Annotated in this window: 11 protein-coding genes; 2 read left to right on the plus strand and 9 right to left on the minus strand. The window is 60.9% G+C overall.

Annotation, left to right across the window (positions count from 1 at the left end):
- Positions 1–4 precede the first annotated feature (4 nt).
- From H8S62_RS01600 to H8S62_RS01630, 7 genes are all read right to left on the minus strand, one after another.
- A complete protein-coding gene (locus H8S62_RS01600) occupies positions 5–676 on the minus strand; it encodes an HAD hydrolase-like protein (protein WP_186918267.1) in 672 nt (223 codons plus the stop codon).
- Positions 677–691: 15 nt separating this feature from the next.
- A complete protein-coding gene (locus H8S62_RS01605) occupies positions 692–2,011 on the minus strand; it encodes a class II D-tagatose-bisphosphate aldolase, non-catalytic subunit (protein WP_186918268.1) in 1,320 nt (439 codons plus the stop codon).
- A complete protein-coding gene (locus tag H8S62_RS01610; protein ID WP_186918269.1) occupies positions 1,996–3,030 on the minus strand; it encodes an SIS domain-containing protein in 1,035 nt (344 codons plus the stop codon). The genes H8S62_RS01605 and H8S62_RS01610 overlap by 16 nt, the downstream gene beginning before the upstream one ends.
- Before the next feature lie 85 nt (positions 3,031–3,115).
- Complete coding sequence (locus H8S62_RS01615; RefSeq protein ID WP_186918270.1) at positions 3,116–4,468, minus strand: PTS ascorbate transporter subunit IIC; 1,353 nt, start codon at positions 4,466–4,468, stop codon at positions 3,116–3,118.
- Between the two features lie 25 nt (positions 4,469–4,493).
- Entirely contained in the window at positions 4,494–4,775 is a 282-nt protein-coding gene (locus tag H8S62_RS01620; RefSeq protein WP_155144934.1) for a PTS sugar transporter subunit IIB, read from the minus strand.
- A gap of 101 nt (positions 4,776–4,876) precedes the next feature.
- Positions 4,877–5,611, minus strand: a complete 735-nt coding sequence (locus tag H8S62_RS01625) for a sugar isomerase domain-containing protein (RefSeq protein WP_155144932.1) — start codon at positions 5,609–5,611, stop codon at positions 4,877–4,879.
- Positions 5,608–6,054 (minus strand): PTS sugar transporter subunit IIA, encoded by a 447-nt coding sequence (locus H8S62_RS01630; RefSeq protein WP_186918271.1) that lies wholly within the window; start codon positions 6,052–6,054, stop codon positions 5,608–5,610. The genes H8S62_RS01625 and H8S62_RS01630 overlap by 4 nt, the downstream gene beginning before the upstream one ends.
- Positions 6,055–6,244: 190 nt before the next feature.
- Between H8S62_RS01630 and H8S62_RS01635 the strand changes: the two genes are divergently transcribed.
- Together H8S62_RS01635 and nagA are read left to right on the plus strand one after the other, a co-directional pair.
- Complete coding sequence (locus H8S62_RS01635; protein WP_155144927.1) at positions 6,245–6,982, plus strand: GntR family transcriptional regulator; 738 nt, start codon at positions 6,245–6,247, stop codon at positions 6,980–6,982.
- Between the two features lie 36 nt (positions 6,983–7,018).
- A complete protein-coding gene (gene nagA, locus H8S62_RS01640; protein WP_186918272.1) occupies positions 7,019–8,152 on the plus strand; it encodes an N-acetylglucosamine-6-phosphate deacetylase in 1,134 nt (377 codons plus the stop codon).
- A gap of 188 nt (positions 8,153–8,340) precedes the next feature.
- Here the strand turns inward: nagA and H8S62_RS01645 are convergent, their stop codons facing one another.
- On the minus strand, positions 8,341–12,309 hold the full coding sequence (locus H8S62_RS01645; protein ID WP_186918273.1) for an S-layer homology domain-containing protein: 3,969 nt from the start codon (positions 12,307–12,309) through the stop codon (positions 8,341–8,343).
- Between the two features lie 32 nt (positions 12,310–12,341).
- Complete coding sequence (locus H8S62_RS01650) at positions 12,342–15,140, minus strand: S-layer homology domain-containing protein (protein WP_186918274.1); 2,799 nt, start codon at positions 15,138–15,140, stop codon at positions 12,342–12,344.
- Positions 15,141–15,391: the final 251 nt, after the last annotated feature.

Consider the following 15,391-nt stretch of genomic DNA (forward strand, 5'->3'; position numbering starts at 1 on the left):
CACCTCAAAGCCGATTTGTCATCCGGGCGTCTCCGGTCAGAAGGCGCTCCAACTCACCGGCGGTATGCACCACCGCAGCGGCGCCGGCCCTGCTGAGCTCCCCCGGATCGGCGTAGCCGCAGAACTCAACGCCCACGCAGGGTATCCCGCATTCCCGTGCGCCGCAGACATCCACCGCCCGGTCTCCAATCATGAGCGCCGTCCCGGCGTCCGCATCCAGGAGTCGCAGCGCCTCCCGGATGACGGCGGCCTTCTCCTCCGGCACCCCGTTGTGGCAGCTGCCGGCCACCGCCTCAAAGCAGTCGGAAAAGCCGCACAGCTCCAGGGTAGGCCCGCAGTAGGCCCAGGGCTTGCAGGTGGCGATGGCCAGCCGGAAGCCGGCGGCCTTCAGGCGGGCAGTCAGCTCCGTCATGCCCGGAACCGGGAGGGTCGCGCGCAGGCCGTGGTCGCGGTAGTGGGCCATGTAATGCTCCCGCACCCGGAGCGCCGTCCCCTCATCGCAGCCAAACCGCTTTTGCAGGACTTCCTCCAGGGGCGCGCCCAGGAAGTGGCGCACCTCGCTGCGCAAAAGCTCCGGACCGCCCACGGCTTCCAAGGCGCAGCGCAGGGAGCGGTAAATTCCCTCCGCCGAGTCGACCAGAGTGCCGTCCATGTCGAACAGCAGCGTTTGATACATGATGGCTCTCCTCACCTATTCAATGGTGGCGTACAGGTAATCATCGATCCAGCCGCCCACATGGTCGATGAGCAGATCTTCCGCCCGCAGAGGAATCTTTCCCGCGCGGACGCGCTGAAATTGGGCGGGCAGATATTGGCTGAGCAGCGCCAGGGGAATACCCTCCCGATCCAGGTTGGCCAGCAGCGTGGACGCGGCCGCGGAGACGCGGGGGACGGGGAGATAGTAGCGCGCCCGGTCAGAGAAGCTGAACGCCCTGGCGTAGCACCGGTCCGCCTCATGGCCGTGATAGTAGCCGCCCCAGTATTTATGATCCCGCTGCATCGCCCACTCCAGGGTGGCGCGGAAGCCGCTGGCGGGAAAGGGCCGCAGCTTCAGCAGCTCGGCCTCGATGCGCTCCAACGCGAATAGCCCCTCCCGGAGCGCGAACGTGAGGGCGGGCCCCACCTTGAGAATGGCGATGCCGTCCTCCGCCATCTCCCGCAGCTGCTCTCTGGGCTGATAGTCGGTGGAATGCCCCTCAAACACCAGGCCGGGCCAGCGCTCCAGGCAGGCGGTGAGGGGGCGCGCGGCGGCGCGGTCGTATTTTACCACGCTCTCATCGGCGAACTCCACGCCCGGCTGGACCACAAGGGCGACCACACGGCCCCATGCCCTGTCCAGCCCACGGGCCGCGAACGCGGCCCGGAAGGCCTCCAGGGTGGCGCGGCAGTCCTCCGGCCTGGTTACGGCCACGCAGTCCTCATTCTCCAGCGCGCCGCCGGGGATGGGCACCTCGCTGCCGATGACGTAGACCGGGGCGCTCGCGCCGGGATGGGCGGCGGTGTATGCGGTGAAGGCGTCCTCGGCGGCGGCGCAGAGCTCCGCTCCCCTCCGGGCGATGACCTCATCCGGCAGGCGGCTCTGCCCGTCGTCGTCCGCCAGGCGCATGCTGGTATCGATATGGATTTTTATAAAGCCCGCAAGCACATAGCTGCGCACAAGGGTCAGCGCCCTGGGCATGGCCTCTGCCTCGGGCAGATTCCGCCAGGTGAGCGGGCCCAAGTGGTCTCCCCCGCAAAACACCCGCTCCCGGGGCATCCCCTCCTCCGCCGCCAGGCGGTCCAGGAACGCGCGGAAATCCGTCGGGGTCATACCGGTATAGCCCCCGTCCTGGTTCACCTGATTGGCGGTCGCCTCCACCAGGACCACGGTATTCCGTTCCCTGGCCCGGCGGATGGCGGCGCGGACAACATACTCGTTGGCGCTGCAGCAGGCGTAAATCCCCTTTTGCCGGCCCCTGCCCCGCCCCTGCAGCAGCGTCTGCACGGGATTTGCGTTTAAAGACTGATCCATGGGTCCAATCCCTCCGGTTCGTCCGGGTTGACCCCCCGGACAATGGCGTGGCGTAAGCAGAGCAGCTGGATACAGTACAGCGCGAATACAGCCCTGAGATCATCTGAAGCGCAGTCGGGCAGCGCCACCGGTATGCCGGGCAGCGCCCCGCCCTGCCCGGCCGCGCAGTCCAGTGTCAGAAGATGCTCCGTCTTTTCTCCGATATCCTTCAGCAGGGCCCGCTGCAGCTCCCGGTCCCCCGAGGAGCACACCGCTATCACCAGCGTGTCCGCGCCGATCTGCACCATTGGTCCGTGGCGCACGTCCAGCAGATGGTAATGGTTGGAGTCCCTGCGGCAGATCTCCTTGAAGGCCAGCGCCCCCTCCTCCATAAGGCCCGCCATGCCGCTGTCGGCCAGAACCACCGCCTTGGTCCAGGAGCCGGCGGCCAGCGCGCTAAGCGGCTCCTCCAGTCCGGGGCAGAAGCGCGCGGCCTGCTCCTCCAGCGTGTCCAGCCCGGCCAGACCCATCTCGTCCCCGCCGGCAATGCAGGCAAGTCCCAGGGCGGCCGCGTAGAGGTTGGTGACGGTGCGGGTCTGGCAGACGGCAGCGTCAAACGCCCACGGAAGCGTGAGGCTCCAATCGGCAAGGGCCTCCACAGGCGCGCCCTCCCGGGCGCAGATGGAAAGAAGTGGGCAGCCCAGCTCGTCTTTGCAGCGTGCCGCCGCCCGGATTACCTCACTGGTGGAGCCCGACCGGGAGAGCAGGAGCACCGTGGCGTCCCGGAGCATTTTTTCATAGGCGGGGAAGTTCACCAGCAGGTCGCCGGCGGCCAGGGCCCATGCGGGGATGCCGGTGTGCTGCGAGAACTGGGTGGCGGCGGATTTGGCAAGGCTGAAGCTGGAGCCGCAGCCCAGAACGCAGAGGGAGCGGACGCCGGAGAGGGCCGCCTCGGCGCCGTCGCGGCCGGAGCGCAGCGCCTCTGCCGTGCGGCTCAACGCCTCAAACTGGCCTTTCAGTTCCTGTTCCGTCAGATACATAGTTCGTTCCTTCCTGTCGATGACTCAGTTCGTGATTTGGGGGGCGGAGGGCGGCCAGCCGCACTCCGCCCCCCTCCATCGTTGTTTACTTGCCCCCGGCCAGCTTCTTCTGGTACCGCACCTCCAGCACGGATAGGAGGACAAACGCGCCCACGATGATGATAATGCCGGCGATGGGGCTCTTCATGATGGACATGAGCGCCATCGCGTCGATGCAGTCATGTCCGGTGCCCTCGGCGCCCACGGCGGCGAAATGGTCGAAGAGCTTATAAGTAAAGCCGGAGAACAAAATGAGCTCCACGCCGTAGACAAAGCCGGAGACCATGGCCCCGATGCGCCCGCCCAGGGCGTTGCCCATGATACCGGCTACGCCGCCGGTAAAGAAGGCGCCGATGATGGAGACCAGGGGCACCACACCGAACAGGGCGGAGGAGATGAACATGGCCACGATCATGCCCAGGGTGGCGAAGATAAAGCCCAGCATCAGCGAATTGGGGGCGAAGCCGAAGAGGGCGGGGACGTCCAGCGCGGGAACCGCGTTGGGCACCAGCTTGTCGGAGATGCCCTTGAACGCGGGAACCAGCTCGCCCAGCAGCATCCGGACGCCCTGCAGGAGGACCAGCACGCCCGCGGTAAAGCCCAGGGCCTTCAAAAGGCCGTAGATGATGTAGTTCGTCCCACCGGAGTAAGCGCCCACGGCCTCCGGTCCGGCCATGAGGACCACCAACATATAGAAAATGAACATGACGATGGCGATGGACATGGAGGTGTCCTTAAAGAATTTCAGCCCCTCGGGGAGCTTCATGTCCTCGGCGCTCTTGCTGTTGCGTCCCACCAGCTTGCCCACATAGGCGGAGGAGACGGTGCCCAGCGTGGTGAGGTGTGCGATTGCAATGTCGTTTCCGCCGGTGATCTTGCGGACGATTGGCTGCGCAATGGCGGGCAGAAGGGTCAGAATCGCGCCCTGGATGACACTGCCAACGCCGATGATCACGCCGCTGCTGAAGCCGGCCTCATAGAGCGAGAACGCAACGGCGACGGAGCTGATCCACATCATATGGCCGGTGAGGAAAATGTACTTGAGGGGCGTGAACCGGGCCAGGACGATGTTGACCAGGAAGCCCACGCCCATAATGATGGCGGAGGTGGAGGCGATGACAGGCACCGACTGCTGAATGGCGCCCACGATGATCTCGGACCCGGTTGCGAAGCCGCTGAGCTGGAAGACCTCCTGGAACAGCCCGACAAACGGGAGAATTTCGGTGACGAGAAGGCTGGAGCCTGCCGAGAGCACCAGGTAGCCCAGTGCTGTCTTCACCGTGCCGGAGAGGACGTCTGGGAACCTCTTGCGCTGGGCAATGAGGCCGATGAGGGCCACCACTGCCAGGATGACGGCGGGGGTCTGCAGCAGCTCTAGGAAAAAATTCAAGACTTGCATTTGTACTTCTCCCTCCTCTTTACGATTACATCAGATGGTTCTCTTCCAGGTACCCTTTCAGTTTCTCCCTCACCTCCCCGGTATTGACCACATTGTTGACGAAGATGACGTTTTTCCGCCCGGCAAAGCGATCGGTAAAGTCGGCAGAGGTGACGATGAGATCGGCGGCCCTGCTGTCCACCGTCCCCGCGTCCCAGTGCTCAATCTCATGGCCGGTGGCGCCCAGCTCCTTGAGCGCCTTGTCCACCGTCATTTTCAGAATCAGGCTGGAACCCATGCCCAATCCGCACACACAGACGATATGCATCGTTACCTCCCTCTCGCGCCGGCGGCGGTCAGCTCCCGCCGCGCGCCGCGTCTGCCGTCCTTACGGCGACGGCTGCCGAATTTAAGGGCCCTGTACGGGTGTTACAGGCAGGATATCAGCTTGTTGTACTTTCTGATGTGCTCGTCATTGATGGCGTCGCCCTTGTCCAGGTTGGAGCTGACGTAAATCGGCGGGGTGTATCCCGCCTTCACACAGTTCTCCACGGTCTGCGCGATGATGGACTCCATCACGGACATCCCCAGCACCGTGGACGTGCCGCAGAAGTGGGGCTCCAGCCCCTCCATCTCCAGCGCCGCGTCGCCGCTGACGCACTTGATATCGATGGCCACATCAGCTACGTCCATCAAATTCTTGCCGCTGGAATGGCGGGAGGAGGTGGTGCCGGCGAACTGCTTTGACACCAGCGCAACCACCGTCATGCCGATTTTTTTGGCCTCCAGCGCCATGTCGACCACGCCGGCGTTGCGCCCGGAGATGGACACGATAATCATGGTGTCCCGGGGGTCCACGTCCTCCAGCTCCAGATAATTCCCGGTAAAGCCCTCCACCCGCTCCTGAAGGGTGCTCAGCTTGGCCTTGGGGAAGAGCGCCAGATGGGGAATCAGCAGCGCGTTGACGGGGACCAGCCCGCCGGCCCGGTAAAATACCTCCATGGCGAACATTTGGGAATGTCCGCAGCCAAACACATGGATGACCCGGCCGCTGCACACGGAAGCCGCGCAGTATTCCGCAGCCTTCTCAATATTGGCGGCCTCCTCGTCGAATTGCTGCTCCAACTGCCGGGTGATGACCCCCTGATACTCTCTAAACTTCACGCTATGTCCGCTCCTTCTTGTATTTTTTTCAGGATATCGCTCTTCCTGCCGTGATTGCGGAGCAGGAACAGAAATTCCTCGTCCTGGAGCAACGCCCCCAGCTCCCGCATCAGTTCCAAATGGCTCTTGCTGTCCACCGCCGCAAACACGATGGCCGCCTTGATCCGCTTATCGTTCAGGTAGACCGGTTCTCTGAGCACCGCCATGCTCATGGAAAGCTTTTTTACGCCCGCCTCCGGGCGTCCGTGAAAAAAGGCCAGATCCTCCACCACAACCATGTAGGAGCCAAACTCATGCACCGTGTCCTTAATCGACTGCAGGAACCGCGGTTCCACCGCCCCCTGTTTTACAAGCGGGCCTCCCCCGATATCCACCAGCTCTTCCCATGTTTCACATACGACGTCATCCAGATAGGTCTCATCTGTAATCAGGTCTTTTATCATACCATTGTCCTCCCTTCTTACGGGGCCATTTTGTCATATTGCAATAATAAAGACAATAGCTTTTCTTCATTTATGTCCAATCTGATGAAGGTACGCAAACCGGATACATACCAATTCACCACTTATCTCCTTTTGCTTGACTGCAAGTGGTTCTATTGTTATAATCCAAGTGAAAAGAGGGTGACATCACATGAACGAGTTTCCTCTCTACCGCCAGATCTACCTCGACCTGCAGGAAAAAATCGAAAACGGGTTTTACTCGGAGAATACCGCTCTCCCGGCGGAGCGGGTTCTGTGCGAGATGTACCATGTGAGCCGCTCCACCATCCGGCGCACGCTGGACGATCTGCAGCAGAACGGCTATATCGTTAAGGCACAGGGGAACGGGAATTTTGTGAAGCCCAAGATGTTTGACCAGGGCCTGACCAAATTTCACTCCTTTGCCGGAAACTTAAAGGCGCAGGGCATCCTGATCAAAAATAAAATCCTGGGCTATGAGCTGATTGAGACCGACAGATACCTCAGCTCCCTGGATATCGTCAAGCGCGACACGCCCCCCGGCTCCCGGTGGCATAAGCTCACCCGCCTGCGCTCCGCCGAGACCTATCCGCTGATGATTGAGACCAGCTATCTGCTCCAGAGCCGTTTTCTATCGCTGAAGATGGACGTGCTCCGGGAGGGGTCCCTCTATGCCTATCTGGAGAATTTCTACGGTATGGAGATCACCGACGCCTATGAGACCCTCTCTCCCCTGACTCCAAACGTCAACGAGCGAATGCTTCTGCAGATTCAAACCCATGTCTCCTGTATGCTGTGCGAACGGTTTTGCCATGAGCGGGAATACCTGATTGCAATCCACCGCACCGTGGTCCGCGGGGACAAGTTCAAGTTCAAAGTCGCCTACTATGTGGATGAGGCAATTACCTGAAGCCCTTCACCTACTGAAGCTATTTGAGGTATATTTATGCAGATTATCAACGGCGCGGTATTTAGTGATGACGGCGCGTTCCACCGTCTGAGCCTTGCCACAAACGGCGAGCTCATTGGATCGCTGGGGGCGGTTTCCCCCGCCGCCGGCCCCGACGTGCTGGATGCCGAGGGCTGCTATGTCGTCCCCGGGCTGGTGGACATCCATATCCACGGGGCCATGGGCGCCGACTTCAGCGACGGGACGGCGGATGCCGTTGAGACCATATCCCGCTACCTGCTGACCCAGGGCGTCACCAGCTTTCTCGGGACCTCCATGGCCCTCCCGGAGGCGCGGCTGGCCGGGATATATGCATCCGCCCGCCCCCTCATCGGCCAAACCGTCCCCGGCTGTGCGGCGCTGCGCGGCATCAATATGGAGGGCCCCTTTTTCAATCCGGAAAAGCGGGGCGCACAGAATCCCCGGTATATCATACCGCCCGATTTCGGGATGTTCTCCCGGCTGAATGAGGCCAGCGGAGGAAATATCCGCACCGTGGCCATCGCTCCGGAGCGGGAGGGCGGCCTGGAGTTCACCCGCCGGGCGAGCAAAGTCTGCAGCGTGTCCCTGGGCCACTCCTGCGCCGATTATGAGACCGCCCGCGAGGCGCTCTCCTGCGGCGCCAGCCATATCACCCACCTGTTCAACGGCATGCCGCCCTTCCACCACCGTGACCCCGGCATCGTGGGGGCCGCTGCGGATTCCGGCGCCTATGCGGAGCTCATCTGCGACGGCCTGCATCTCCACCCGGCCATGGTCCGCTCCGTATTCCGCCTGTTCGGCGATGACCGCGTGTGCCTCATCAGCGACTCCATGCGGGCCTGCGGAATGCCCGACGGCCGATATGACCTGGGCGGCCAGGCCGTCACCGTGGCGGGCGGAGCGGCCACTATACCGGGCGGCTCCCTGGCCGGCAGCGTCACCGTGCTGACGGACTGTATGCGCAGGGCCGTCCAATTCGGCGTTCCTCTGGAGTCCGCCCTGAAGGCCTCCACCGTCAATCCCGCCAAATCAGTCGGGCTGGATGCGGCGGTGGGAAGCCTCACCCCGGGAAAACGGGCCGATATTGTCATTTTTAATCGGGATCTCTCCATCAGACGCATTCTATTCGGCGGCCGGATCGTGGCTTAATATACTGATATTGTGCATAAAAAACAACGTTCGCATGGGGTGGCTGTCCCCATGCGAACGTTGTTTTCTGGTCTTATTTCCGTCTCTTAAAATCACGCAGGGGATGGCCGCCGAAAAGGCGGCCATCCCCTGCGCTTAGGAGGAAAAAAAGGATATTGGGAAGCCGGGCGATGGAACGCCCCGCATTCTCACTTGCTCAGCAGATCTACAAAGCCGGTCAGTATGACGGCCACCTCCGCCCGCGTGGCGGTATCCCCAGGCCTCAGCGCGCCGCCGCTTATCAGCCCCTTCTCCACAGCCCAGGCCACGGAGGATTCCGCCCAGGTGCTCACCTGGGCGCTGTCCGTGAAGGGTGCCAGAGCATCCTCCTGAGCGTCCGTATCCAGGCCGAGCAGGGCCGCATAGCGGCACAGGACCGTAATCAGCATCTCGCGGCTGATCTCCTCCTCCGGCGCAAACAGGCCGCTGCCCACGCCCCGGACGATGCCGTTCTCCGCGGCCCAATCCACAGCTCCGGCGTACCATGCGCCGCTGTCCACATCGGAGAATTGCCCGGACTGCTCCGCCTCCACACCGCCGGAGAGCCGGTGCAGCACGGTGACAATCATGCCTCTGGTCATGCCCGCATCCCCTGTAAAGGTGTGCTCGGACGTGCCTTCAAAGAGGCCCAGGGCGGACACCGTATCCACACCCCTTCTGGCCCAGTGTTCCGCGCCGATATCCTCAAATGCCTTCGCCGCAGGCAGCTCCGCGGGAATTACCACCCGGGCCGCCGTCTTGCCGCCCGCCGCCTTGACGGTGATGGTGCAGCTCTCGCCGGGGAGGATTCCGGTCTTCACCTCGCTGCCGTCAGGTCTGGTCACGGTCTGCGCGATGGCGCCGTCCGTCCCGGTCGCCCTCACCCGCCTGGTCCCGTCGGGGTACTCGGTGGTCTGCGTCACATTGCCCTTCGCGTCGGTGACGGTGGTCGTTTTGCTTCCGTCGGCGTTGGTCTCGGTCTTGGTCTTCGGCGGCGCCGACGGCCTGCCGGAAGAGCTGGAACCGCCTGTGGACGGGCGGTTTAACAGATCTTGATAGGCCTTCTCCGCGTCCACCAGCTTTTGATAATTACTCACCAGGGCTTTCTGTTCGTCGGTCAGGGCGTCGTACTTGGCTCTGGCACCCTCAATGGCGGCGCCGCTCCCCGTGGTCACCTCGCCAATGGCGTCAATAGCGTCAATGACCGGCGTAATGATATCCCCCGCGGCTTTCAGCCCGATGGTGACGCTGGTCGTCCCCACGGGAAGGATTACGGTTCCGCTTCCGCTGTCAAAGGTACAGTTTCCGGAGACGTAGGCGATATTGTCCTTCAATACCGGCAGCTCCAGGCTCACCGGATGTTCCGGCCTGTCTCCGGTGAGGGTGAAGTCAATCATTTTTTCCGTGCTCTCCATGGTATAGCCGATCCGCTGGCCGCTGTTGCAGAGATAGTTGTCAATCTGGACGCGCTCTCCCGGCGCATTGAATGCTGTGGGCAGTCCCCGCCCGGCGATGAGGGTCCCGTCCGCCCGCTCCGCCAGGAAGGCATCCAGCAGCATCTGGGCGTTTGCTATCTGCCCCGACACATGGGGACAGCCGCCGGTGCCGCCGGGGACACAGACGTCGTTCAGCAGGAAGGAGTCCGTGGACTGAAACCCATTCTCCCACCAGCCGTAAGGCGCGCTCATTGAATGTTCGATCATGTTCAGATAGGCGTCAATGCCGCTGCTGCGATACGCCTCTCCGATGAGCGCGCCTGTAAAGCATCCCGCCTCGCCGGAGTAGATGCCGCCCGAGTCATGGGGGGCATCCTGCAGTATTGCTTCGTAAGTCTGGTCCACAAGCTCCCACAGCCGACCGTTCCCCTCTGCACCGAAAAGATAGCCGTTCCAGCTGCTATGGCCGGGCAGAAAGCTGCCCTTACCTCCTCCGACGTTCTGTCCGCCAATCGCGGCAGGCAGGACCTCGGCATCCGCCAAAACAGCCTCCAGACTCTCCAGCAGGCTTTCGTACTCTGTAGCGGCCCAATCCCGCTCAGTCTCATATGTCTCTTCACCGGTCTCGACGTAGAGCTGCTCACAGATATATCGGTATGCCAGCAGACCGTTAAGCGCCGTCAGGTTATCCGCAGTCCAGTAGTTCATCAAGCCCTGTGAGTCGGTCTGTTTCATAATCCTGGCCGCTGATCCGTCTTCCAGCACGGCTCCGGCATATTCCACCCGGTCCGCTGCAATCCTATGGGCGCTGGTCCGCAGGCCGGTTACTTTTCCGGTGTCTTCAAAGAATCCGATTACGGTAGGGTAATCCCACGTTTTCTGAAGGTAGATGGCAAAGGGTTGGGCTGCCTGCCATGCGCCCCTGGACGAGGTGAGCTTTCTCAGCGTGGTCTGGGCATAGTCGGCAAAGCCGTCTGTATGCCCCAGCTGGACCAGCGCCGTCAACATTTCCAGCGCCGCTGTATCAACCAGCTGTTCGTATGCAGTCACCCGCTCGCCGGCATGGAGTTCACTCCCGTCCGCTGCGATAAGCAGGTCGATGTAAGCCGCCTTATATGCCTCTGTCACTCTCGCGTATTCGCTGGGCATATCCTGAATATCCACAATACCCGACAGGCGTTCGTCCCAGTAGCCCTTCATATGGTCAAAATGTATATCAAACGTATCTATCTGTTCCACCAGAACTGTATCCGAGGGAAATGTGTACTGTCCGTTAAAGCGGTCGGCAAAAACACAGTAATCCCGTACCACTGTCCCGCCGCCGGGCACAGTGGTCTCATTTTTCGCATCTTCGTTGATGGGAATCAGCTTGCTGCTGACCTGGGGAAGAGTCTTGGCGTCGTCGGTTGTGTTTGTGGTCGTCATCCGGGAGAAGACCACCTCATATCTTCTCTCGTTGATAAATACTTCATCGGCAAAGCTCTCGACGGTATGCTGCATACCCAGTTTATCATACTGACTGATGAGGCAAGGGAGATACCCTTCGGCGCGGCTCCACTCCACCGAGCCGTCGGGGAGGTCGGACACGCCGAAATTGATTATGGCGTTCCCGTTGCCGGGAAGCTGGTAAGAGCCGTCCGCCCAGGCCAGAGGCGCGCCAGCGTCCCCCTCCCAGCCGAAGAAGGCAGTCAGCCCCGGGGCGTAGCTGTTGGCGTAGTATCCTGTACCGGGATCTGCCTCCAATGTAGCCAGGAACTTGGTGATAAAGTAGCAGGACATCGCTGCGTCTTCATCGGTCAAATCAGGGCGTTCAAGGAGGGCTTCCGCCGTGGCCAGAGTGCTTTTCAGGGTGGCGTATTTCTCACGGCCCAAGTCTACTTCCTCAAGCCATCGGTTCCCTTCCTGTATGGCTCCGCCCAGCTTCTCAACCGCTCCCTCAGTCTCCAATTCCAGCGTGGAGAGGGTCGCGGCGAAGAGGCAGATCATCTCACACCCCACGCCGGTGTCTTTCAATTTTCCGCGGACCTCAAGAGCGACCCCGGGTTCTGCGGTAACGGTATACACCCAGGTATGCCTGTTCTGCTCCGTGTCATAGTGATAATTGTTGTCTACATAGACCAGCTCGCCGTCGGCGTACACCGAGACCTCCAGTCCGGCCCAAAGCGCGCCCGAATAGAGCGTCAGGATTTGTGTCTCTTCAGCGGCCGGAATGGTTACGCTCCACCCCACCTCGGTGCCGTCGGGGAATACACCGCCCTCGCTCCACCACGATCCATAGGCGTCGTAGAGCAGGCAGGCCCCGTCGGTCTCCGTGGCGCTCGTGTTGTTGACGCCGTCAGTCCAGGTATAGGTGGACTTTATGTCGTTCTGGTCGCCCAGCAGAGTTCCGCCCAGCCAGGTCATGGTGTCTTTCATCTGCCCGTACTGGATGATATCCACCGCCTCGCCAGACGCGGCCTTTTTCTGATCCTGAGGGGAGGGATTCTCCATCTTATCCTTTTGGTTTCCCACAAAAATCCAGTCTACCGTACCTTCGGCAGTGAGGTCGAAGACACCATCCGGGAGATCCTCCAGCTCCACCAGCACCAGGGGGTCCATATTCAGTCCCCCACCGTCAACCGCAAATGCCGACACCGGCAGCAACGCGCTTATCACCAGCGCCGCCATCAGAACGAAAGACAACGCTTTCTTAATCTTTTTCATGGAATGCTCCTCCTTTCTTCCGTACCTCCGGATCAGGCCGTCGCCTTCACAAACCGCTCCAGCATGGCGGCCACCTCGGCCCGGCTGGCGCTCCCCCCGGGCTCAAGGGCTTTGCCGTCCTTTCCGTTGATAATCCCCTGCTCCACCGCCCAGCAAAGGGGCGTCTCGGCGTAGGCGTTCACCGTGTCCGCATCGGAAAAGTCCTTCAGGCTCCCCTTGGTCCCCGGCTTTCCGGCATAGCGGTAGAGCATGATGGCAAGCTCCTCCCGGGTGATGTTCACCTCCGGGTTTTCCCCGTTGGAGACGCCCCTGGCGGCGGCCCAGGCAACGCCCTTCTCGTACCATATTGCGCCTCCGGCGGTATCCGCCCCGTCCAGTCTGGCCAGCACGGTCATCAGCATCCCCCGGGTCATGGGCGCGGCGGGGGAGAAGTTCTTGCCGCCGGTGCCCTGAAACAGCTCCCGGCTGCTCACGAAGGCCACCGCGTCCGCCGCCCAGTTGCCCTCCGCCACGTCGTCGAACGGCTTGGCGTTTTCCACGAATTTCAGCTTCACATCGCCGGTGACAGGGATGGCTATGCCGTCCTCCGTGACCACGGAGTTTCTCACAAGCTCCTCTGTGCCGTCGGCCTTCACCAGCACCGCAGCCATTCCGGCGGTCGCACCCTTGACGGGTATGGTGACCGTGGCGGCGTCCCTGCCCTTGGGCAGCGTCACCGTGGCGGTGGTGACGCCCGCCGCCGTAGTCTCGGCCACAGCCTTCACGCCGTCCGGGTAGGTGACAGTGGTCGTCACGGTGCCGGTGGTCTTGTCGGTGGCCGTCCTGACTGTGGCGCCGTCCCCGGTCTTGTTTCCGCTGCTGCCGGAGCCTCCGCCCGAACCGCCGCCGTAGTAGGGAGCGGTGACCGTCAGCTTTCCGTCGTGATAGATTATCTCATTGTAGTTTCCGGCGGTTCTCCGGGGCAGCGCCCCGCCGGACGCTGAGATGACATAGGTTCCCGCGCTGCTCATATTCACCCCCCGGCCCTTGACAGCCGGCTCCTGGGCCAGCTTCTCCCCATCGACGAGTCCGGTCACTGTGTACGTATAGGCGGGCTCCGCCTGTCCCACGTCGGCAGTCTTATCATCCGCAGAAATCTCCACCGTTGCTTTGGTGATATCAACGGGTATCGTCAGTTCATCCCAGAATAAATGATCTCCGATGACATCCAGCGATACCTTCAGCAGGTAGTTTCCTGCATTCTTGGGCGCATATCCGAGCGCCCTGCCGGGCTCTTCCGCGTCATACCAGTTGTACGTCACCTGATCTACCAGCGCTTCTGTGAGGTCGGTTTCGTCCTCAACCGAGGTGATGACCAGGCCGGAGGTGTCCAGCGCTATGGCTTGACCATCATAAGTCTTTCCGCTCACGTCGATGCCGGAGATGGAAACCGTAGGTTCGGTTTTCTCCATAGCCGGATCGTCGGCAGAGCCCTTGGGTACATACAGCGTCAGATCGCTGAATTCCGCCGTACCGGCGTAGAAGTTGATGTGGGGAATACCGAAGTAGAAATAATCGGGGTAAACTTCATCTTCCGGCCAGGTCTCTTCCATTACGTTCATATAATCGATTTTACTGTTGGGCGGAATTAAATTCTGCAGTTCTTCCAGCGTTTGGTTGAAATGATAGGTCCAGCTGTTCAAATTGCCGTCGCCGCCGATATGCGCTTTGGTATGGCGGTAGGTGGTATTTCCGCCATAGTAGAAGTCGCCGCTCACCTCCAGAGTGTAGCTCTCCGGGGTCCGCTCCACCGCGAAGGTATAGGATTCGCCGGGTTTGTACTTGTCCACCATTGTGGCACCCATCTCAGGCCCCTGGGAGGTGAGGCTGTAGAACTCGCCGCCGCTGCCCAGAAAGTCACCCTTGTTCGCCTTGGCGTCGATCCACAGCATGGAGATGTAGCGGGAGCCGTCCTGATTTCTGTTCCCCTCATTATCATAAACATAGGACCAGGTACCGCCGCCGTCAGGATTTCCATTCCAGTTGTTATCTGTGTCGATGGCGACCTTCCGGTGGTGGTGGATAAATGTGTTATTATGGGGCTGGGGATTTCCGTAGTCCACGATGCTCAGGAAGTACATCCCGTTCTGGCTCATGGCATTGCCCCCCTGCGTCCAGGGGCCTGTGTCCAGACGGGAGAGATCGTCCTGAAAATAGCCGTTGACACGCTCCCCCTCATAGTCCACATAGGGGTTGGGGCTTTCCATGGACCAGTCCTTCCATGAATTGGTATAGACATCCCTGCCGTTCTCGTCCAGGTCTCTGCCGCCCACGTCGATATTCGACACGGTAACCTCCAGCCGGTAGGTGGAGGGCAGGGGATTGGTGGAGCCGATGATGGCCGCGTCGGTGTGGGACTCGCAGACCATGACCGCCTTGCCGTCGCCGTTGATGATGAAGCGGCCGCCTGTCTCCGGCGGCGTCTCCGAATCCGCGCCGCGGCCGTAAGTCTCCACCGTGAGCCAGTTATCCTCGCCGAAGGAGTAGGACTTGCGGTAGGCGGAAAAGTCCCCCAGCTCCTGCAGCAGATTCTCATTTCTGGTCTGCATGGCATAGCCGCTGTCACCGTAGAAAATGTCGTACTCTTCGTTTTCGTATGTGTCCTCCACCCAATCCTCCGGTTCAAGCACCTTGTCATCAAAGGTCTCCCGGTACTTGACCACCCATTCGATGTCGTCCGGGTCACCGCTCTGGGCCGCCCGGGCCCCGCCGCCCGCGGCAAACGCCGTCCCGCTGGCCAGCATAGCCAGGATGAGGCCGACGGCTGCAAGAGCATTCAATCTCCGCTTCATTCTCCCTTGTCCTCCTTAACCATATATTTTGGTGGTGTGGATTTTGCGGCGCAGGTTTGATGTCGCCTAAATTTTATTGTATTTATACAAAAATGTCATCACTTTATGTCGTTTTTTGTCCAATATGTTTATTGGTATCTAACTGTTATGTATACCAATTTTTCATTGGAAATGCCGGGGTGCCTCTCCGCCGTTTTTGCCGGGATCGGAAGCGGTATTCGTCCCGGCGCTATGAGTTACTTCAGCTGAAA

Origin of the sequence: Lawsonibacter faecis (assembly GCF_014287675.1) — a bacterium.
GTDB classification, from domain to species: Bacteria; Bacillota; Clostridia; order Oscillospirales; family Oscillospiraceae; genus Pseudoflavonifractor; species Pseudoflavonifractor faecis.

Excerpts from the sequence above, each read along its gene's own strand:
- nagA (WP_186918272.1), top strand. The coding sequence starts at position 7,019 with ATGCAGATTATCAACGGCGCGGTATTTAGTGATGACGGCGCGTTCCAC.
- H8S62_RS01600 (WP_186918267.1), bottom strand. The coding sequence starts at position 676 with ATGTATCAAACGCTGCTGTTCGACATGGACGGCACTCTGGTCGACTCG.
- H8S62_RS01635 (WP_155144927.1), top strand. The coding sequence starts at position 6,245 with ATGAACGAGTTTCCTCTCTACCGCCAGATCTACCTCGACCTGCAGGAA.
- H8S62_RS01620 (WP_155144934.1), bottom strand. The coding sequence starts at position 4,775 with ATGCATATCGTCTGTGTGTGCGGATTGGGCATGGGTTCCAGCCTGATT.
- H8S62_RS01605 (WP_186918268.1), bottom strand. The coding sequence starts at position 2,011 with ATGGATCAGTCTTTAAACGCAAATCCCGTGCAGACGCTGCTGCAGGGG.
- H8S62_RS01645 (WP_186918273.1), bottom strand. The coding sequence starts at position 12,309 with ATGAAAAAGATTAAGAAAGCGTTGTCTTTCGTTCTGATGGCGGCGCTG.
- H8S62_RS01610 (WP_186918269.1), bottom strand. The coding sequence starts at position 3,030 with ATGTATCTGACGGAACAGGAACTGAAAGGCCAGTTTGAGGCGTTGAGC.
- H8S62_RS01650 (WP_186918274.1), bottom strand. The coding sequence starts at position 15,140 with ATGAAGCGGAGATTGAATGCTCTTGCAGCCGTCGGCCTCATCCTGGCT.
- H8S62_RS01615 (WP_186918270.1), bottom strand. The coding sequence starts at position 4,468 with ATGCAAGTCTTGAATTTTTTCCTAGAGCTGCTGCAGACCCCCGCCGTC.
- H8S62_RS01630 (WP_186918271.1), bottom strand. The coding sequence starts at position 6,054 with ATGATAAAAGACCTGATTACAGATGAGACCTATCTGGATGACGTCGTA.